The sequence below is a fragment of the Streptomyces camelliae genome (assembly GCF_027625935.1).
GTDB classification, from domain to species: Bacteria; Actinomycetota; Actinomycetes; order Streptomycetales; family Streptomycetaceae; genus Streptomyces; species Streptomyces camelliae.
The window spans coordinates 4074565-4093046 of sequence record NZ_CP115300.1; the positions used below are offsets into that span (position 1 = coordinate 4074565).

At 72.5% G+C, this 18482-nt stretch carries 18 protein-coding genes; 11 read left to right on the forward strand and 7 right to left on the reverse strand.

Going from position 1 to position 18482, the window contains the following annotated elements:
- Positions 1 to 189 precede the first annotated feature (189 nt).
- Positions 190 to 1386, forward strand: coding sequence for a threonine aldolase family protein (locus O1G22_RS18535; RefSeq protein WP_270082358.1), 1197 nt, complete (start codon positions 190 to 192; stop codon positions 1384 to 1386).
- Here the strand turns inward: O1G22_RS18535 and O1G22_RS18540 are convergent, their stop codons facing one another.
- A complete protein-coding gene (locus tag O1G22_RS18540) occupies positions 1387 to 1593 on the reverse strand; it encodes a hypothetical protein (RefSeq protein ID WP_225097204.1) in 207 nt (68 codons plus the stop codon). It abuts the gene before it with no gap.
- Positions 1594 to 1754: 161 nt separating this feature from the next.
- Between O1G22_RS18540 and O1G22_RS18545 the strand changes: the two genes are divergently transcribed.
- Positions 1755 to 2858, forward strand: coding sequence for a DUF5937 family protein (locus tag O1G22_RS18545; RefSeq protein WP_270082359.1), 1104 nt, complete (start codon positions 1755 to 1757; stop codon positions 2856 to 2858).
- A 467-nt stretch (positions 2859 to 3325) separates the two neighbouring features.
- Here O1G22_RS18545 and O1G22_RS18550 read toward each other — a convergent pair whose 3' ends face one another.
- Complete coding sequence (locus O1G22_RS18550) at positions 3326 to 3997, reverse strand: response regulator transcription factor (protein ID WP_225097206.1); 672 nt, start codon at positions 3995 to 3997, stop codon at positions 3326 to 3328.
- Positions 3998 to 4059: 62 nt separating this feature from the next.
- The gene (locus O1G22_RS18555) at positions 4060 to 5265 is read right to left on the reverse strand and encodes a sensor histidine kinase (protein ID WP_270082360.1); all 1206 of its coding nucleotides are present in this window, start codon (positions 5263 to 5265) and stop codon (positions 4060 to 4062) included.
- Between the two features lie 118 nt (positions 5266 to 5383).
- On the opposite strand from O1G22_RS18555, the gene O1G22_RS18560 reads away from it, so the two are divergent.
- The gene (locus O1G22_RS18560; RefSeq protein ID WP_428986378.1) at positions 5384 to 6547 is read left to right on the forward strand and encodes an SAM-dependent methyltransferase; all 1164 of its coding nucleotides are present in this window, start codon (positions 5384 to 5386) and stop codon (positions 6545 to 6547) included.
- Between the two features lie 24 nt (positions 6548 to 6571).
- On the opposite strand, the gene O1G22_RS18565 is transcribed toward O1G22_RS18560, so the two are convergent.
- Positions 6572 to 7723, reverse strand: a complete 1152-nt coding sequence (locus O1G22_RS18565) for an NADH-quinone oxidoreductase subunit D (RefSeq protein ID WP_270082361.1) — start codon at positions 7721 to 7723, stop codon at positions 6572 to 6574.
- Between the two features lie 31 nt (positions 7724 to 7754).
- On the opposite strand from O1G22_RS18565, the gene O1G22_RS18570 reads away from it, so the two are divergent.
- Together O1G22_RS18570 and O1G22_RS18575 are read left to right on the forward strand one after the other, a co-directional pair.
- The gene (locus tag O1G22_RS18570) at positions 7755 to 8267 is read left to right on the forward strand and encodes a PH domain-containing protein (protein WP_225097209.1); all 513 of its coding nucleotides are present in this window, start codon (positions 7755 to 7757) and stop codon (positions 8265 to 8267) included.
- Positions 8264 to 9646, forward strand: a complete 1383-nt coding sequence (locus tag O1G22_RS18575; protein WP_428986379.1) for a PH domain-containing protein — start codon at positions 8264 to 8266, stop codon at positions 9644 to 9646. The genes O1G22_RS18570 and O1G22_RS18575 overlap by 4 nt, the downstream gene beginning before the upstream one ends.
- Positions 9647 to 9697: 51 nt before the next feature.
- Here the strand turns inward: O1G22_RS18575 and O1G22_RS18580 are convergent, their stop codons facing one another.
- Both O1G22_RS18580 and O1G22_RS18585 read right to left on the reverse strand, forming a co-directional pair.
- Complete coding sequence (locus O1G22_RS18580) at positions 9698 to 11119, reverse strand: coiled-coil domain-containing protein (protein WP_270082362.1); 1422 nt, start codon at positions 11117 to 11119, stop codon at positions 9698 to 9700.
- Between the two features lie 96 nt (positions 11120 to 11215).
- Positions 11216 to 12343 (reverse strand): alpha/beta hydrolase, encoded by a 1128-nt coding sequence (locus O1G22_RS18585; RefSeq protein ID WP_270082363.1) that lies wholly within the window; start codon positions 12341 to 12343, stop codon positions 11216 to 11218.
- 226 nt (positions 12344 to 12569) lie between these two features.
- Between O1G22_RS18585 and O1G22_RS18590 the strand changes: the two genes are divergently transcribed.
- The 6 genes from O1G22_RS18590 to O1G22_RS18615 all read left to right on the forward strand — a co-directional run bounded on the left by O1G22_RS18590 (position 12570) and on the right by O1G22_RS18615 (position 17779).
- Complete coding sequence (locus O1G22_RS18590; RefSeq protein ID WP_270082364.1) at positions 12570 to 14384, forward strand: phosphatidylglycerol lysyltransferase domain-containing protein; 1815 nt, start codon at positions 12570 to 12572, stop codon at positions 14382 to 14384.
- Between the two features lie 137 nt (positions 14385 to 14521).
- Positions 14522 to 15448 (forward strand): dihydropteroate synthase, encoded by a 927-nt coding sequence (gene folP / locus O1G22_RS18595; RefSeq protein WP_270082365.1) that lies wholly within the window; start codon positions 14522 to 14524, stop codon positions 15446 to 15448.
- Positions 15445 to 15990, forward strand: a complete 546-nt coding sequence (locus O1G22_RS18600; RefSeq protein ID WP_270082366.1) for a nuclear transport factor 2 family protein — start codon at positions 15445 to 15447, stop codon at positions 15988 to 15990. Before folP ends, O1G22_RS18600 begins: the two co-directional genes overlap by 4 nt.
- A 240-nt stretch (positions 15991 to 16230) precedes the next feature.
- The gene (gene folB / locus O1G22_RS18605) at positions 16231 to 16590 is read left to right on the forward strand and encodes a dihydroneopterin aldolase (RefSeq protein WP_225097215.1); all 360 of its coding nucleotides are present in this window, start codon (positions 16231 to 16233) and stop codon (positions 16588 to 16590) included.
- A complete protein-coding gene (gene folK, locus O1G22_RS18610) occupies positions 16587 to 17198 on the forward strand; it encodes a 2-amino-4-hydroxy-6-hydroxymethyldihydropteridine diphosphokinase (RefSeq protein ID WP_270082367.1) in 612 nt (203 codons plus the stop codon). Before folB ends, folK begins: the two co-directional genes overlap by 4 nt.
- Positions 17199 to 17290: 92 nt before the next feature.
- On the forward strand, positions 17291 to 17779 hold the full coding sequence (locus O1G22_RS18615) for a DUF3180 domain-containing protein (protein WP_270082368.1): 489 nt from the start codon (positions 17291 to 17293) through the stop codon (positions 17777 to 17779).
- 24 nt (positions 17780 to 17803) lie between these two features.
- On the opposite strand, the gene folE is transcribed toward O1G22_RS18615, so the two are convergent.
- Positions 17804 to 18409 carry a GTP cyclohydrolase I FolE gene (folE, locus tag O1G22_RS18620; RefSeq protein ID WP_270082369.1) on the reverse strand — a complete coding sequence of 202 codons (606 nt, stop codon included), beginning with the start codon at positions 18407 to 18409 and terminating at the stop codon, positions 17804 to 17806.
- Between the last annotated feature and the right edge of the window lie 73 nt (positions 18410 to 18482).

The following is an 18482-nucleotide window of genomic DNA, read 5'->3' on the forward strand; positions in this document are numbered from 1 at the left end:
GCGGCCTTCCCGTTCCAGTCCGCTCTGGGTACCGGACGATGTACCGGACGATTTCTCGTCATGTTAACGCTATCGGGTTCGGAGGCGGCCGGTCGTCCACAGGCTGTGGGTTACGCCACGCCCGCGGACCGGGCCACCGGGCGGAAACCCCGGTGCATCGCGCGCGTGCGGCGCGGCATGATCCCCGGCATGACGGACACGGCTGAGCAGGACAACGGACCTGACAGGCAGCAGGACGACGAACGCTCCCCCCAGGAGCGGCTGCGGGACCGCCGCATGGCGGCCCAGCGGCAGGCGCGGCGCACGCTGTCCCGCGCGGGCTGGGGCGGCACCCTCCGCGAACGCCTGACGGATCTCATGGCGGCGGCACCCGAGGTGTACGACCTGGACGAGCAGTCGGACATCTACGGCAACCGGATCGTGGCCGCCCTAGAGGAGCGGGTCGCGGGGCTGCTCGGCACGGAGGCCGCCGCGTTCTTCCCGACCGGCACGATGGCCCAGCAGGTGGCCCTGCGCTGCTGGGCGGCCCGCACCGGCGACCCGGCCGTGGCCCTGCACGCCCTGTCCCACCCCGAGGTGCACGAACGGCATGCCTTCAGCCAGGTCAGCGGCCTGCGCCCGGTCCGCGTGACGGACGAGCCACGGCAGCCCACGGCCGCCGAGATACGCGACCTCGCCGAGCCCTTCGGGGCGCTGATGCTGGAGCTGCCCCTGCGGGACGCCGGTTTCGTGCTGCCCACCTGGGAGGAGCTGACCGAGGTCGTCGAGGCCGCGCGGGAGCGCGACGCGGTGGTGCACTTCGACGGCGCGCGCCTGTGGGAGTGCACGGAGCACTTCGGGCGCCCGCTGGAGGAGATCGCGGGCCTGGCCGACAGCGTCTACGTGTCGTTCTACAAATCCCTCGCCGGCTTCGGCGGCGCGGCGCTCGCCGGTCCCAGGAGCCTGATCGAGGAGGCGAAGACCTGGCGGCACCGGTACGGCGGGACGGTCTTCCAGCAGTTCCCGACCGCGCTGTCCGCGCTCGTCGGCCTGGAGCGGGAACTGCCCCGGCTGCCCGAATACGTGCGGCACGCGCGCGTGGTCGCCGCCGCACTGCGCGAGGGGTTCGCCGAAGCCGGGCTGCCGTGGGCCCGCGTCCACCCCGGGGTGCCGCACACCTACGAGTTCCAGGTCTGGCTGCCGTACGCGCCCGAGGTGGTCGCCGAGGCAGCCGTCCGCCAAGGCGAGGAGACCTCGGTGATGCTCTTCGCGAACCCCTGGGACGGCCGGGGGCCCGGCCTTGCGGTCACGGAGGTCACCGTCCGTGCCAGGGGACTGGAGTGGACGGCGGACGACGTCCGCGCGGCCGTACGGGACTTCACGGACCACCTGCCGGACAAGGCCTGACTACAAGGCTCGCGGGCGCAGCCAGCGGCGCAGGGCGTACCGCACGCGCCCGCGTGCCGGGCGCTCGGCGATGACCGCGCTGAAGCGCCGGTACTCGCGCAGTTCGCGCGCCACCGTCAGGTCGTGTCGGCCGGGCGCGGGTGGCTCGGGTTCGCCGAGCACGCGCGCACGGTGGCTGTCGAGGAGGTACTGCTGGGTGATGCTCATGGCGGATCGCCTTTTCGGGACGTGACTGATCTGTGGCTGATCGGGCTCCGCGGCTGCCCCGGTGCCTTCAGCCTGGTCGAGCCCGGTGCCGAAGTCCCGTGGATTGACGGCTGCCGTCAATCCACGGGGGCACTGTCAGTGGGCCGGTGCACGATGGACGCATGAGCGTGACGATCGACATCACCGGACTGCCGCCCGAGCGGGTCTCGGTCGTGCCCTCGCCGCTGGCCGAGCTGGGGATGGCGCTGCACGCGCTCAGCGAGCCCGGTCACCACCCCGACCTCCAGGGCTGGGTGACCGCCGTCTCGTCCCGGCTGGACCCCCGGCTGGCCGACCGCCTGTGCGAGGCCGACTTCCTGTGGCGTACGACGTTCTCGGACGTCTTCGCCCCCTTCGCCGGCATCCCCGGCCGGCGCACGCTGCCCGGCGCCACCCTCGCCGAAGAGCTCGATCTGCTGGACAAGTTGACGGACGAACAGTTCGTGAATGTCGCGCTGGAGTTCACCTGCCAGCTGCGCTACGACGTCCAGGAGCCGTCCCTGCTGGACGACCCGGAGCTGCGCCGCCGCTCCCTGGAACTGGCCGCCGCGCGCGGGGCCGTACAGGAGCAGTTCGCGCGCCGCCTGCTGAACGACCCGCCGGTCGTCCGTGCCTGGTTCCGGCAACTGATGCTCGACTGCGACGAGGCCTTCTTCGCCGACACCTGGGCCCGCATCCAGCCCCAGCTCGCCGCCGACGCCCGGCACAAGACCGAACTGCTGCGCCGCAAGGGCCTCGGCGTGGCCCTCGCCTCCCTCTCCGAGGCCATCTCGCTGGACGAGGAGGCCACGCTCGTCACGGTCGACAAGCTCGCGGTCGGCCGCACCGCCACCGGCGACGGCGGCCTGGTCCTGGTGCCGACCAGCCTCGGCTGGCCGCACGTCCTGGTCCTGCACCGGTTCGGCTGGCAGCCCTCGATCACCTACCCCGCGAGCGGCACCCGCCCGCAGGCCCCGTCCGTCGAGCAGCTCACGCGCCGCCTGGAGGCGCTGGCCCACCCGGTGCGGCTGCGGCTGTGCCGGCACCTCGCGCGCGCTCCGCACACCACGGGCGAACTGGCCGACGCCCACGGCATGTCGGCCCCCGAGATATCCCGCCACCTCGCGGTGCTGAAGAAGGCGGGCCTGATCACCGACTGCCGCCACGGCCGGTACGTCCAGCACCAGCTGGACCTCTCCGCGGTGGCTCGTCTGGGCAGCGACTTCATCGAGGGCGTCCTGCGCTGACGCCGTCCGGCGGGACCGACGGGCGCCGGACGTGCCGACTCGGCGGGGGCCGGTCGGCATCAGGCGTGCGCTCCGGCGGGGCCGGGCACCGGGGCGGGGTCGGACCTGCCGCCTCGACGGAGGCCGGTGGGCGCCAGGCATGCCGGCTCGGTGGAGACCGACGAGCGCCGGGCATGCAGACCGACGGGGCAGTGGGTCGGACTCGCCGCCTCGACGGAGGCCGAAGGGCGCCGGGCGCGCATCCCGGCCGATGGGCGCCGGGCGCGCATGGCCCGCGTCAGCCCCCGTCGGCCCGCACCGGCCGGATCTGCAGGGCCCGCGTCCACAGGATCCGCCGTACCCACACGGCCCGCCCCCGCCGGATCGCCGTACCCACACGGCCCGCCCCCGCCGGATCGCCGTACCCACACGGCCTGAGTCCGGCAGACCTGTACGGCCGTTTCGACGGGGCCCGGTACGGCCGCGTCTCAGCTGTGGCCGCCGGCGCGGACCAGCCCCGTCTCGTACGCCAGCACCACCACCTGCACCCGGTCTCGCAGGCCGAGTTTGGTCAGGATGCGGCCCACATGGGTCTTCACCGTGGCCTCGCTCAGCACCAGCCGGGCCGCGATCTCCCCGTTGGACAGGCCCTGTGCGACGAGCACCATCACCTCCCGCTCCCGGTCGGTGAGCCGCTCCAGCTCCTTGTGCTGCGGCTCCTTGCCGGTGGAGGGCAGCATCGGCGCGAAGCGGTCCAGCAGCCGCCGGGTGGTGGAGGGCGCCACAACGGCGTCACCACTGTGCACGGACCGGATCGCGGCCAGCAGCTCGCCGGGCGGCACGTCCTTGAGCATGAACCCGGAGGCGCCCGCCTTCAGCCCGGAGAAGGCGTACTCGTCCAGGTCGAACGTGGTCAGGATCAGCACCTTCGGCGCGTCCGGCTCAGCGCAGATCCGCCGGGTGGCCTCGACCCCGTCCAGCTTCGGCATGCGGACGTCCATCAGGACGACGTCGACCGGAGTCGTGCGCAGCACCTGCAGGGCCTCGACACCGTCGCCCGCCTCCGCGACGACCTCCATGTCCGGCTGGGCGGCGAGCACCATCCGGAACCCGGTGCGCAGCAGCACCTGGTCGTCGACGAGCATCACGCGGATCGTCATCGGGCCTCTTTCGTCGGGGACGGGCATGGCTTACAGGTGTCAATCGGGGGCGCGTGAAGGTGTCAGTGCGCCGGTTTGAGCGGGAGCAGGGCGCTGATGCGGAATCCTCCGCCCGGGCGCGGGCCCGCGTCCAGGGTGCCGCCGACCATGCCGACCCGCTCGCGCATGCCGATCAGCCCGTGCCCCTGGCCGTCGGCGCCGCCCTCCTCGTACAGCTCATGGGGGGCGCCCTTGCCGTCGTCCTCGACCAGCAGGCCGAGCCCGTCGTCGAAGTAGACCAGCCGCACGCTCGCGCCCGCGTTGGGCCCGCCGTGCTTGCGCGTGTTGGTGAGCGCCTCCTGCACGATCCGGTACGCGGTCAGCTCCACGCCGCTGGGCAGCGGGCGCGGGGTGCCCTCGACCTTGAAGTCGACCGGGAGCCCCGAGCTGCGGCACTGCTCGATCAGCTCGTCGATCTGCTCGACGTCGGGCTGCGGGACGTACTCACCGCCCTCCTGGTGCTCCCCGGTGCGCAGCACACCCAGCAGGCGGCGCATCTCGGCGAGGGCCTGCCGGCCGGTGGAGGAGATCGTCTCCAGAGCCTTCTTCGCCTGGTCGGGCGCGGCGTCGAGGACGTAGGCGGCGCCGTCGGCCTGCACCACCATCACCGACACGTTGTGCGCGACGACGTCGTGCAGCTCGCGCGCGATACGGGCGCGCTCGGCGGCGACCGCGACCTTCGCCTGCGCCTCGCGCTCCTTCTCCAGGCGGGCGGCGCGCTCCTCCAGCTGGGCGAAGTAGGCACGCCGGGTGCGCATGGAGTCACCGAGCACCCAGGCGAGCGCGAAGGGCACTGTCTGGAAGACGGTGATGGCGGCCTGCCCGAGGATGCCGGCGTGCTCGGCCGGCCAGCGGATCTGCGCGAGGGTCGCCGCGACGAGGCTGACACAGAGCGCGAGCCGGGAGGCCCAGCGGGCGCCGAGCGCCGCGACCGTGTACGCGATCACCAGCATCGCGAAGTCCGCGACGGTCGTCTCGACGTCCAGGGCCAGCTGGGCCAGCCCGGTCGCGCACGCGAGCAGCAGCATCGGCTCCGGGTAGCGGCGGCGCAGCGCGACGACGACGCACAGGACGACGGACACGGCCATCCCTGTGGCGATCGTCCCGTGGTGCCCATGCGTCCCGCTGAGATTGACCACGCTCACGCCGGACAACCCGAACAGGACGACGGCCCAGAAGGTGTCGACCCAGATCGGGTGGCGGCGGAGGAAGTCATAGAGGCGCTGCACGTAACCCAGAGTAGGGAAACCGGATGCGTGCAGGGGTCAACCGGAGGGCCGATCCACGCCCGGTGGGCGTACTCCGCAAGGTGGAGGAAGTGATCATCTGTGCGCCTAGTCTGTTCCGGTGACGGATGAAACGGCGCGGGACGCGGAACCGGCCCCCGGGGACCCTGCGGGCGACGGTCCCGGCGGCGGCCCGCAGGACGGGCACGGTCGGCGCGGCTGGCGTGCGGCGGCCGAGGCTGCGCTGTACGGGCCCGGCGGCTTCTACCGGCGTCCGGAGGGCCCGGCCGGCCATTTCCGTACGTCCGTGCACGCCTCCCCGCTGTTCGCGCGGGCCGTGGCCCGGCTGCTGTGCCGGGTGGACGAGGCCCTGGGGCGGCCCGCCGTGCTGGACTTCGTCGACATGGGAGCGGGCCGGGGCGAACTGGTCACCGGGGTGCTCGACGCCCTGCCGGCCGACGTGGCCGCACGCGCGCGCGGGTACGCCGTCGAACTCGCCGACCGCCCGCCCGGCCTGGACGCCCGCATCACCTGGCTCGCCGAACCCCCGGCCGCCGTCACCGGGCTGCTCTTCGCCAACGAGTGGCTGGACAACGTGCCCGTGGACGTCGCCGAGGTCGACTCCGCGGGCGTGCCCCGGCTGGTGCTCGTCGCGCAGGACGGCACCGAGCGGCTCGGGGAGCCCGTGACGGGCGCGGAGGCGGACTGGCTCGCCCGCTGGTGGCCGCTGCCCGCCGAGGAGGGGCTGCGCGCGGAGATCGGACTGCCCCGGGACCTGGCGTGGGCGTCGGTGGTGGACCGGGTGGTGCGCGGGCTCGCGGTGGCCGTGGACTACGCGCACACCACCGCCACGCGCCCCCCGTTCGGCACGCTCACCGGCTTCCGGGAGGGCCGCGAGACGGCACCCGTGCCGGACGGCTCCTGCGACATCACGGCCCACGTCGCCCTGGACGCGTGCGCGGCGGCACCTGGCGCCACGCGCCCCGCTCATGGCACAGCACGCACGCTCCCGAACACGGCGCGCACACCCCACGGCGCAGCGCAGGAGCCCCCCACCACAGCGCGTGCACTGCCCCCCGCGGGCCTGCTCGCGCAACGCGCTGCTCTGCACGCCCTGGGCATCACCGGCGCACGCCCCCCACTCGCGCTGGCCTCCACGGACCCCTCCGCCTACGTGCGCGCCCTCGCGAACGCCGGAGAGGCCGCTGAGCTCACCGCGTCCGGCGGGCTCGGCGACTTCGGCTGGCTGGTGCAGCCGGTCGGCATCCGGGACCCGCTCACCTGAGCCGGCCGGTTTCCCGGGGTCGGCCTACTTGTCGATGTCGCCGACCACGAAGAACATCGACCCCAGGATCGCCACCATGTCGGCCACCAGCGTCCCCGGCAGCAGCTCGGTCAGCGCCTGGATGTTGTTGTAGGAGGCCGAGCGCAGCTTCAGCCGGTACGGCGTCTTCTCGCCCTTGCTGACCAGGTAGTAGCCGTTGATGCCGAGGGGATTCTCGGTCCACGCGTACGTGTGCCCCTCGGGCGCCTTCAGCACCTTGGGCAGGCGCTGGTTGATCGGCCCCGGCGGCAGCTCGGCGAGCCGGTCCAGACAGGCGTCGGCGAGGTCGAGCGCGTTGTGGGTCTGCTCCAGGAGCACCTCGAAGCGGGCGAGGCAGTCGCCCTCGCTGCGGGTGGCGACCTTCAGGGTGTCCTGGAGATCGCCGTACGCCAGATACGGCTCGTCGCGGCGCAGATCGAAGTCGACGCCCGAAGCACGCGCGATGGGGCCGCTCACGCCGTAGGCGTGCACCGTCTCCGGCGCCAGCTCACCGACTCCGCGCGTGCGCCCCCGGAAGATCTCGTTGCCGAGTACCAGGTCGTCGAAGACGTCCATGCGCGAGCGCACGGCGGCGACGGCGGCACGCGCGCGTGCGGTCCAGCCGGCCGGCAGGTCCTCCTTGAGGCCGCCGACCCGGTTGAACATGTAGTGCATGCGCCCGCCGGAGACCTCCTCCATCACGTTCTGCAGCACCTCGCGCTCGCGGAACGCGTAGAACACCGGGGTGATGCCGCCCAGCTCCAGCGGATAGGAGCCGAGGAACATCAGGTGGTTCAGCACCCGGTTCAGCTCGGCGAGCAGCGTGCGCGTCCACACCGCCCGCTCGGGCACCTCCATGCCGAGCATCCGCTCCACGGCGAGGACCACGCCCAGCTCGTTCGAGAACGCCGACAGCCAGTCGTGGCGGTTGGCGAGCACGATGATCTGCCGGTAGTCGCGCGCCTCGAAGAGCTTCTCGGCGCCCCGGTGCATATAGCCGATCACCGGCTCCGCGCGCACGATGCGCTCCCCGTCCAGCACCAGCTTGAGCCGCAGCACACCGTGCGTGGACGGGTGCTGGGGGCCGATGTTGAGCACCATGTCGGTGCTCTCCGCGGCGCCGCCGATCCCGACCGTGGTCTGGGTCGTAGGAGTCATGGCCCCAGTTTCCCCTACGTACGCTGGGCCCATGGAAACGGGGAGCCCGCCCGAGGCGGGGATGGCGGGGATACCGGGGGACGAGCCGGTGTGGCGGGCGCTGCCGCCGGGCCTGCTGCGGATGCGGCGGCTGCTGCTCGTGATGTGGACGGCGGCCCTCGCGCTCGCCGCGGGCCTGCTGCCCGGGCTGCTCGCGGGACCCGCGTGGGCGGCCTTCGCGCTGCTGCCCGTGGTGTGCGCCGCGTGGTGCTGGCGGCTGCTGGGGCGCAACTGGCGCTCGTGGCGGTACGCCGAGCGCGCGGACGACCTGCTGATCAGCCGCGGTGTCCTGTGGCGCGAGGAGACGGTCGTGCCGTACGGGCGGATGCAGCTGGTGGAGGTCACCTCCGGTCCGGTGGAGCGGCGCTTCGGGCTGGCCACCGTGCAGCTGCACACGGCGGCCGCCAAGACCGACGCGACCATCCCCGGCCTGGACCCGGCCGAGGCGGAACGGCTGCGGGACCGGCTCACCGAGCTGGGCGAGGCACGATCGGCGGGCCTGTGACGACCGCGGACCCCGGCGACCGCACAGCCGCCGCGGACGCCGCGGATGCCCATGGCGCCGGAGAAGGCGCACACGGGGCCGAGGGGCGCGCGCCCGTGACCGAGCGCCGGCTGCACCCGGTCACGCCCTTCCGGCGGGCCTGGGCGCCGGTCGCCGTACTGGTCGGCTGGGCGGCGCACGACCCGAACAGCGCGCAGGTCCAGCTGGCGAAGCTGACCGACACCATGCTCCTGCTGGGGCTCGCGGTCCTGGTGCCGACGGCCGGCCTGTACGGCTTCCTGTCCTGGTGGTTCACGCACTTCGCGATCACTGAGTCCGAACTGCGCATCCGCACCGGCCTGTTGTTCCGGCGCACCGCGCACATCCGGCTGGAGCGCGTCCAGGCCGTGGACGTCTCGCGCCCCCTCCTCGCACGCGTGGCGGGCGTCGCGAAGCTGCGGATCGACGTCGTCGGCGCCGACAAAAAGGACGAACTGGCCTTCCTCGGCGAGCAGGAGGCACGCGCCCTGCGTGCGGAGCTGCTCGCGCGCGCGGCGGGTTTCGCACCCGAGAGGGCGCGTGAAATAGGCGAGGCGCCGGCGCACGAGCTGCTGCGCGTGCCCCCGCGAGCGCTCGCGCTCTCCCTGATTCTGACGGCCGCCACCTGGGGCTCGCTCTGCGCCGCGCTCGTCGTACCGACCGTGCTGTGGCTCACCACGCACAACCTGGTGACGGTCCTCGCGACCGCGCTGCCGCTGCTCGGCGGGGCCGGCGCGAGCGGCGCGCGGCGGTTCGTCGCCGAGTTCGACTGGAAGGTGGGCGAGTCCCCGGACGGACTGCGCATCGACCATGGCCTGCTCGACCGTACGCACGAGACGGTGCCGCCCGGCCGGGTGCAGACCGTACGGATCGTGGAGCCGCTGCTGTGGCGGCGGCTCGGCTGGGTGCGGGTGGAGCTGGACGTGGCCGGGTCCGCCGACTCGGTGCTGATACCGGTCGCCCCGCGCGCGGTCGCCGAGTCGGTCATCGCGCGCGTGCTGCCGGGTGTGACGGTGCCCCGGACCATGTCGCGGCCGCCGGGGCGGGCCCGCTGGTGCGTGCCGGTGTGGTGGCGCGGCCACCGCCTCGCGGTCACCGACACGGTCTTCGTCACCCGGCACGGTCTGCTGCGCCGCCGGCTCTCGCTGGTCCCGCACGCCAAGGTGCAGAGCGTACGGCTGCGCCAGGGGCCCTGGCAGCGGCTGTGGCGGCTCGCCGACATCCACGTGGACAACGGCGCCGGAAAGACCGTGACGGCCCGGCAGCGGGACGCCGAGGAAGCCGTACGGCTTCTGCACGAGCAGGCCGACAGGTCCCGTACCGGACGCCGGGACGCCCGCCCGGACCGCTGGATGACATGAGGCCCGGCTCCCCTCGGGGAAGCCGGGCCCGGACCTCGTACGACCGCGTCCTCAGGAAGCCGCGCTGCGCAGCCCCTGGACGTCGATCTGCTCGGTCTCGTCGTGTGCCGTCAGGTCGATGATCTGGCCGACCCCCTGCGACCGTGCGTCGGCGTCCTTGAACTCGCCCTCGGTCTCGGCCTTGTGCACGGCGAGGGCCTCCTGGCCGACGACATCGGCGAGGTCCTCGTTCTGCACGGAGTCCAGCGCCGCCCTGGGCTCGGCCTTCTGGGTGCCGAAGAAGTCGAAACCGCCCTGGACCAGCGGGCGTCGCGCGGGTGCGGCGGGTACGACGGCCACCGCGGTCGGCACCGTGAAGTGCCCGGCGGGCGGCCGGCCCACCGGCTTGGCGGGCTCGGCCGGCGCGGTCACGGCGGCCGAGCCCGCCACACGCGCGTACCCGTCGGCCGCGGTGGAGCGCTCCCGCGCCTCGTCCTCACCGGCACCGTCCGTCACGCTGTCCGCGGCGCCCTCCGCGGCCCCGTCTCCGGCGTGTTCCCCGGCGTCTTCTCCTTTGGCGGCGGAATCGGCCTCGTCCGCAATGGCCGTAGGAGCATCGGCATCGGCATCGGCCGCGACGGCGACGTCCGCGACGGAGTCCTCCGCCCCGGTCCCGTCCTCCTCGGCCTCCTCGGCCTTCTCGACCTCTTCGGACTCCTCGACGGCCTCGGCCTCGGCTGCCACGGCCTCAACAGCCGCCTCGCCACCCGGCGTCACGGAAGCCGACTCGGACACGGAAGCGGACTCGGACACGGAAGCGGACTCGGCCCCGGACTGAGCCGGGGTCTCCCGCTCGAACCGGGCCAGGGCGGTCAGAGCGCTCCGGTACAGCTGGGCGCCCTCCGGCGAGAACACCGCGTACGCCTGCGGCTCGTCCCCGTCGGCCGCCTCGATCACGCCCTTCGCCTCGGCCGACGTCGGCGCCGGCTCCGGCTCGGCGCTGCGCGCGGGCGGCAGCGCGGGTGCCGACGAGGGCACGGCCGCCTCGATCTCCAGCAGCCGGCGTCCCTCCAGGGCGCTGGCGCGCTCGGTCTCCGCCGTGGCGTAGCGGCGCAGCAGGGCGGCGTGCTCGTTGCGCAGGCCCGCCAGCTCGGCGCGCTTGGCGCGCAGCCGCTGCTCCAGCTTCGCGCGCAGCTCGCGGGACTCCTCCAGGTCGGTCTCCAGCTCGGCGACCCGCTCCTCGTTGCGCCATTCGTCGCTGGCACGCGCGCGCGTGAGCTCGGCGACCTGCTTGCCCGCCTGCGCGTCCCAGCGGCGCATCACGACCGCGCCGACGACGGCCGTCGCCGCGGCGGCCGCTGCCAGCGCGCGCAACACCGTGGCCTCGGAGAACACCCAGGGACCCAGCGCGCAGACGACGGAGACACCGGCGATCGCCGACGAAGGCAACAGCCGGTGCAGAGGTGGGGAATGGCGGTGGCGTCCACGTGGCATGGCCAGAAACTTACCGCGCGTAGGCGAATCGCGGACCCCCGCCCCGTAAAAACACGGCCACACGGCGGGCTTCACGGGGCGTCAGGCCGAGGGGCCTCAGTTCGAGACCAGCTTCGTGCTCATCCACTGCAGCGCGCCCGGGATCTCCCGCCTCCAGGTGTTGAAGTTGTGCCCGCCGCTCGGAAGGATGATCGAAGAGATCCTGGTCACGTTCGAGTCCTGCACGGCCTGGATGAACTTGAGCGTGTCCTTGTAGTTGTGCTCACCGACCTTGCTGCTCGTGACCAGCAGCGAGGTCTCGGGCGCCGGCAGATGCTGGATGGCCCAGAAGAGGTTGGCACGATTCTGCAGGTTCTTGTTGCCGCGGAAGAGGTCCCCGGTGGTGGGGTCGATCGGCGCCTTGTAGTACGGCGACAGGCCGACGGCGGCCGCGTACGCCTTCGGGTTGTGCATGGCGATCTTCAGCGCGCAGTAGCCACCGGTCGAGTCGCCCATGATGCCCCAGCTCGCGGGCGTCTTGTCCACCCGGTACTGAGCCATGACCGAGTCGCGCAGATCCTTGGCGAAGAACGACTCGGCCTGCGGACCGCCGGGGATGTCCACGCACTCGGTGTCCCGCGGCGGCGCCACGGTCGGCCGCAGCATCACCAGGATCATCGGCTGCATCTTGCCGCTCTTGGCCAGCTGCTGCGCCGTGCTCGGGTAGTTCAGCTTGTTCACCAGCGCCTCGGCGGTGCCGGGGTAACCCGTGAGGATGACCGAGACCGGGAACTTGCGCGCGTGGTTCTGCGGCTGGAAGTACTCCGGGGGCAGATACACGTACGCCGGGGAGGTCAGGTGCGTCGTGCGGCCGATGATGTCGACCTTCTGCACCTGCCCGGCCACCGTCGGCAGCGAGCTGCTCACGCCCACGACCCGGGACGTGGAGACCACCTGGATCGGGCCGGTCCTGCCGCCACCCGCTATATGGTCGACGACCACACCTTGGCCGGTCTCCTGGCCGAACAGGTCCGCCCAGCTGGCGTAGAACCCGAAGGCCTGGTTGGCGGCGAGACCGACCGAGGCGAAGATCGCCAGCTGGGTGGTCAGCAGCAGACCGATCCGTCCGCCGATCGACCGCCAGCTCTGCCGGGCCAGTCGCGGCCACAGCCACACCGTGCCGGCGAACAGCACGACGGCGAACACGATCGCCAGCATCAGCACTTTGTTGCTCGTCAGACCCATGGACTGCTACCTGCCTGCGCTCTCCGCCCGGTTGCCACCCGCACTTATTGCGAGACCTTGCCCGGGGCTTTCCTTGGCCTTTGACCCGACTTTCCGGTGAGGAGTGAACCTCTCCCCCCGAGACACCGTCCTAGAGGGCGCAATGTCGCCGGATGCCCGATCGGGCCCGGGTTCAAGGTCTCTCGCAGAACTACGGGATGCGATGTCTGTCAGGATAGATGGGGAATTGTCGGGCGAGGTTCCGAGCCGATCCAGTCGGGCGCGCCGCATACTGCGCGGCCCGCGCCCCGAGGCCGTTCCCACCCTGGTCAGCAGGGCGGCCGCGCTCGTGGGCGTCCTGGACATTGCGGCGGGCGTGTTCCCGCGCTTCCGTCACAGCCGTATGCACGCGATCGCCGAGGTGCTGCCGGGCTCGTTCGGGCCCTTCGCCGCAGCGCTCTCGCTGAGCGCCGGTGTGCTGTTGCTGCTGCTCGCGCACGGGCTCGGGCGGCGCAAGCGCCGGGCCTGGCGGGCCGCGGTCGCGCTGCTGCCGGCGGGTGCCGCGGCGCAGTTCGCGTACCGCCACTCGATCGCCGGCGTGCTGATCGCCGTCGCGCTGCTCGTACCGCTGCTGCGGCACCGGAGCGAGTTCGCGGCACTGCCGGACCCGCGCAGCCGGTGGCGGGCGCTGGCCAACTTCGTCCTCATGAGTGCGGGTTCCCTCGTCCTCGGACTCATCATCGTCAGCGTCCACCCGCACCGGACGATCGGCGACCCGAGCCTGGCCGACCGACTGACGCACGTCGTCTACGGCCTGTTCGGCTTCGAGGGCCCGGTCGACTACTCGGGCAACGCCTCCTGGACGGTGGCCTTCTCCCTCGGCGCGCTCGGCTGGATCACTGCCGTCACCACGATCTACCTGGCCTTCCGCCCCGAGCACCCCGCCGCGCGGCTCACCGAGGACGACGAGGCGAAACTGCGCGCGCTGCTGGAGAAGCACGGGCACCGGGACTCCCTCGGCCACTTCGCGCTGCGCCGCGACAAGGCGGTCGTCTTCTCGCCCAGCGGCAAGGCGGCGGTCACCTACCGCGTCGTCTCCGGTGTGATGCTCGCCAGTGGCGACCCCATCGGCGACGTCGAGGCCTGGCCCGGCGCCATCGAGCGCTTCATGGACGAGGCCAAGGCCCACTCCTGGACCCCGGCCGTCATGGGCTGCTCGGAGACGGGCGGCGAGGTGTGGACCCGCGAGACCGGCCTTGACGCCCTGGAGCTGGGCGACGAGGCGGTGGTGGACGTCGCGGATTTCTCGCTCGCCGGACGCGCGATGCGCAACGTCCGACAAATGGTCAAGCGCATCGAGCGAGCCGGCTACGAAACCCGGGTGCGGCGCATCCGTGACCTCAGCGACGGGGAACTGGACCGCATCCGGCGGGCGGCCGACGACTGGCGCGGCACCGACACCGAGCGCGGCTTCTCCATGGCGCTCGGCCGCGTCGGCGACGCCGCCGACGGCGACTGCCTGATCGCCACCGCCCACAAGCAGGACGACGAGCCCGGCGAGTACGGCGACCTGAAGGCGATCCTGCACTTCGTGCCCTGGGGCACGGACGGCGTCTCGCTGGACCTGATGCGCCGCGACCGCTCCGCCGACCCGGGCATGAACGAGCTGCTGATCGTCGCCGCTCTCCAGGCCGCGCCGAAGTTCGGCATCACCCGGATCTCGCTGAACTTCGCGATGTTCCGCTCCGCCCTCGCGCGCGGGGAGAAGATCGGCGCCGGTCCGGTGCTGCGCGCCTGGCGCGGGCTGCTGGTGTTCCTCTCGCGCTGGTTCCAGATCGAGTCGCTGTACAAGTTCAACGCGAAGTTCCAGCCGCGCTGGGAGCCCCGCTTCGTGGTCTACCGCCACTCCGCCGACCTGCCCCGCATCGGCTTCGCCGCCATGCAGGCGGAGGGCTTCGTCACCCTCGCCCTGCCTCTTCCGCGCTTCCTGCGCCGGCGCAGGGCGGCCGCCGAGCGCCCCTGCGCGCACGCGGTGGCGGAACGGGACATGCGCGCAGCCTGAACGGCACGGCACGGCACGGAATGGATCGCGTAGCGCGGCCCAGGACAGGCCCGGACGGAAGCCCCACCCCTCCAGCACGGGTGCTTCCGGCCGGGCCGCCGCCGTTCACGGCGCGCTCCTGGGCCTACGCTGAACGTATGAACAACCACAGCGGGCGCGGCCAGGTGGCAGGGCTTCCGGCATGGGACCGGTGCGCGGTCATGGGCGTCGTGAATGTGACCCCCGATTCCTTCTCCGACGGCGGCCGCTGGTTCGACACGACGACCGCCGTCAAACACGGCCTGGATCTCGTCTCCGAGGGCGCGGACCTGGTCGACGTCGGCGGTGAGTCCACCCGGCCGGGCGCCACGCGCGTGGACGAGGCCGAGGAGCTCCGGCGGGTCATCCCGGTGGTCCGCGGCCTCGCCTCCGAGGGCGTGGCCGTCTCCGTCGACACCATGCGCGCCTCCGTCGCCGAGCAGTCCCTCGCGGCCGGTGCCGCCCTGGTCAACGACGTCAGCGGCGGCCTGGCCGACCCCGCGATGATCCCGGTGGTCGCCGCCGCGGGCGCCCCGTTCGTCGTCATGCACTGGCGCGGCTTCCTGGAGGGCGGCAACGTCAAGGGCGTCTACGACGACGTCGTCGCCGAAGTCGTGGACGAGCTGCACGCGCGCGTGGAGGCTGTTCTCGCGGGTGGCGTCGCCCCTGACCGCATCGTCGTCGACCCCGGCCTCGGCTTCTCCAAGGAGGCCGAGCACGACCTCGTCCTCCTCGCCCACCTCGACCGGCTGCGCGCCCTCGGCCACCCCCTGCTCGTGGCCGCCTCCCGCAAGCGGTTCCTCGGCCGTGTCCTGGCCGGCCCGGAGGGTGCTCCCCCGCCGGCCCGGGAGCGCGACGCCGCCACGGCCGCCGTCTCCGCCCTCGCCGCGCACTCCGGCGCATGGGCCGTACGCGTACATGAGGTACGCGCCACCGCGGACGCCGTCCGCGTCGCCCGCGCCGTGGAGGAGGCGCGCATGGCGGGCACAGCGCCTGGCACAGCGCTGGGCGCGGGAAGCGAGCACGGGGCGGAAGGCGAGCGGTGAGCGCCCCCCACACCGATGTCGAGCAGGTGGAGGCCGCCAACACCGCCTTCTACGAGGCGATGGAGCGCGGCGACTTCGAGGAGCTGTCCTCGCTCTGGCTGAGCCCCGGCGACCTGGGCGTGGACGAGGAGTACCACGATCCGGCGGACACCGGCGTGATCTCCTGCGTGCACCCCGGCTGGCCGGTGCTCACCGGCCGCGGCGAGGTCCTCAGGTCGTACGCCCTGATCATGGCCAACACCGACTACATCCAGTTCTTCCTCACGGACGTGCACGTCTCCGTGACCGGCGACACTGCGCTCGTGACGTGCACCGAGAACATCCTCAGCGGCGGCCCCGCCCCGGAGGACGGCGCGGAGCTGGGACCGCTGGTCGGCCAGCTCGTCGTCGCCACGAACGTGTTCCGGCGCACGCCCTCCGGCTGGAAGATCTGGGCGCACCACGCCTCCCCCGTGATGGCGGAGAGCGACGAGACCGAGGACACCGCGGACGACGAGCCCGGCACGAACGGTACGAATCCGGACGGCGGGCCCCTGTCCTGACCGGGCAGCGGGCACAGAAGTGGTTGGAATCACCTACCTCCGGGTATGAGCGGCTTCCAGCCCATGGCGCGGCCGGGTTTCCCAGGGGAAACACGAGATGAACCCTCGTGGTCCCCGTGCGGGCCCGCCGCTCCGCGACCCGGCTGTGTCAGTGGCCGCAGGTAGATTCGTCTTCAGGCCGGTGTGCCGCCCGCACGCGGTACGGGCCGGCCCTTCCCGACGATTGCAGGAGTGATTCGCGTGGATCGTGTCGCGCTGCGCGGCCTCAAGGCCCGCGGGCACCACGGTGTGTTCCCCAAGGAGCGCGAGGAGGGCCAGACCTTCATCGTGGACCTCGTCCTCGGGCTGGACACCCGGCCGGCCGCGGCGGACGACGACCTGACGAAGACCGTGCACTACGGCATCGTGGCCGAGGAGGTCGTGGCCGTGGTCGAGGGCGAGCCGGTGAACCTCATCGAGACGCTCGCCGAGCGGATCGCGCAGACCTGCCTGAAGCACGAAGGGGTCCAGCAGGTCGAGGTGTGCGTCCACAAGCCGGACGCGCCGATCACCGTCCCCTTCGACGACGTGACCGTCACCATCACCCGGAGCCGAGTATGACCCGACCTTTCCTTCAGGGTCACAGCGACCCGACCGTCCAGCCGGTGCCCGCCTCCGTCGTCGAGCAGGTCGACGCCGCCGACACGACCCTGCAGAACCCGAAGTGGGCCGTCATCTCCATCGGCTCCAACCTCGGCAACCGCCTGGAGACCCTCCAGGGCGCCGTCGACGCGCTGGAGGACACCCCGGGAGTGCGCGTCAAAGCGGTCTCCCCGGTCTACGAGACCGAGCCGTGGGGCGTCGAGCCCGGCAGCCAGCCGTCGTACTTCAACGCGGTCGTGGTCCTGAAGACCACCCTGCCCCCCGCGTCCCTGCTGGAGCGGGCGCACGCCGTCGAGGAGGCCTTCAAGCGGGTCCGCGACGAGCGCTGGGGCCCGCGCACGCTGGACGTCGACATCGTCGCCTACGCCGACGTCACCTCCGACGACCCGCAGCTCACCCTGCCCCACCCGCGAGCCCACGAACGCGCCTTCGTGCTCGCGCCCTGGCACGACGTGGACCCGCAGGCCCAGCTGCCCGGCCGCGGCAAGGTGGCCGATCTGCTCTCGGCGGTCACGCGTGAGGGCGTGGCGCCGCGAGCGGACCTGGAACTCCGACTGCCCGAATAGTCGTTAAGGTCAAGGTGACGAGTCGTTAAGGTCAAGACGACAAGGTCGACACGACCCAGTCCGGGCCGGTCCGGGGGAGCTGAAGGGACACCGTGAGAGAGCTGCGCATCAGGGTGCTGGCCGGCGTGTTCGTCGTGGCCGGAGTCCTGTCCTGGGCGGGCGCCCGCCTCTGGAACTCGATCGGGACCCTCCCCAGCGTCCCCCTGGCCGCCCCCATCGTGCTGGCCCTGATCGCCGGAGTCCTGCTCGCGACGGCGCTCTCGCTGCGCGCCCGGCTGAAGGCCCAGCGCGAGCGCCGCCCCGGCGCCAAGGGGGTCGATCCGCTGATGGCCGCCCGCGCGGTCGTCTTCGGCCAGGCCAGCGCCCTGGTCGCGGCCCTCGTCGCCGGCATGTACGGCGGCACGGGCGCCTTCCTGCTGGAGCTGCTGGACCTCCCGGCCCGCCGCGACCAGGCCATCTACGCCGGCTTCTCGGTCCTGGCGGGCATCGCGGTGATAGTGGCGGCCCTGTTCCTGGAGCGCGTGTGCAAGCTCCCGGAGGACGAGGACCAGAACCACTCGGGGGCGGAGCCGGCGGCGTGACCGCCGGTCTCCTCGCACCTCGGCTCAGTGGGCCATGATCAGGCTCATGGCCTCGTTCCGGGTGGCGACGTCCCGCAGCTGACCGCGGACGGCCGACGTTATGGTCTTCGCCCCCGGCTTGCGGATACCGCGCATGGACATGCACATGTGCTCGCACTCCACGACCACGATCACGCCCCGGGGCTCCAGGATCTCCATGAGGGAGTCCGCGATCTGCGTGGTGAGACGTTCTTGCACCTGCGGGCGGCGCGCGTAGACGTCCACGAGCCGGGCCAGCTTGGACAGTCCCGTGATCTTTCCGGACGTCGACGGGATGTAGCCGACGTGGGCCACCCCCCGGAACGGCACCAGGTGGTGCTCACAGGTCGAGTACACCTCGATGTCCTTCACGAGCACCATCTCGTCGTGCCCGATGTCGAACGTCGTCGTCAGGACGTCCTCCGGCTGCTGCCACAGGCCCGCGAAGATCTCCTTGTACGCCCGCGCCACCCGGGCCGGGGTCTCGCGCAGACCCTCGCGGTCCGGGTCCTCGCCGACCGCGATCAGCAGTTCGCGTACGGCGTTCTCGGCACGCTTCTCATCGAACTCGCCGATGGTGCCCTCACCGTCCAGCGTCACGGGGTCGGTCATGTGGTTCCTCGTTCCTGTGCCTTGACGCGTGGCGGCGGCCACACGCCTTCCTGCGGACATACGAACGCCGCGC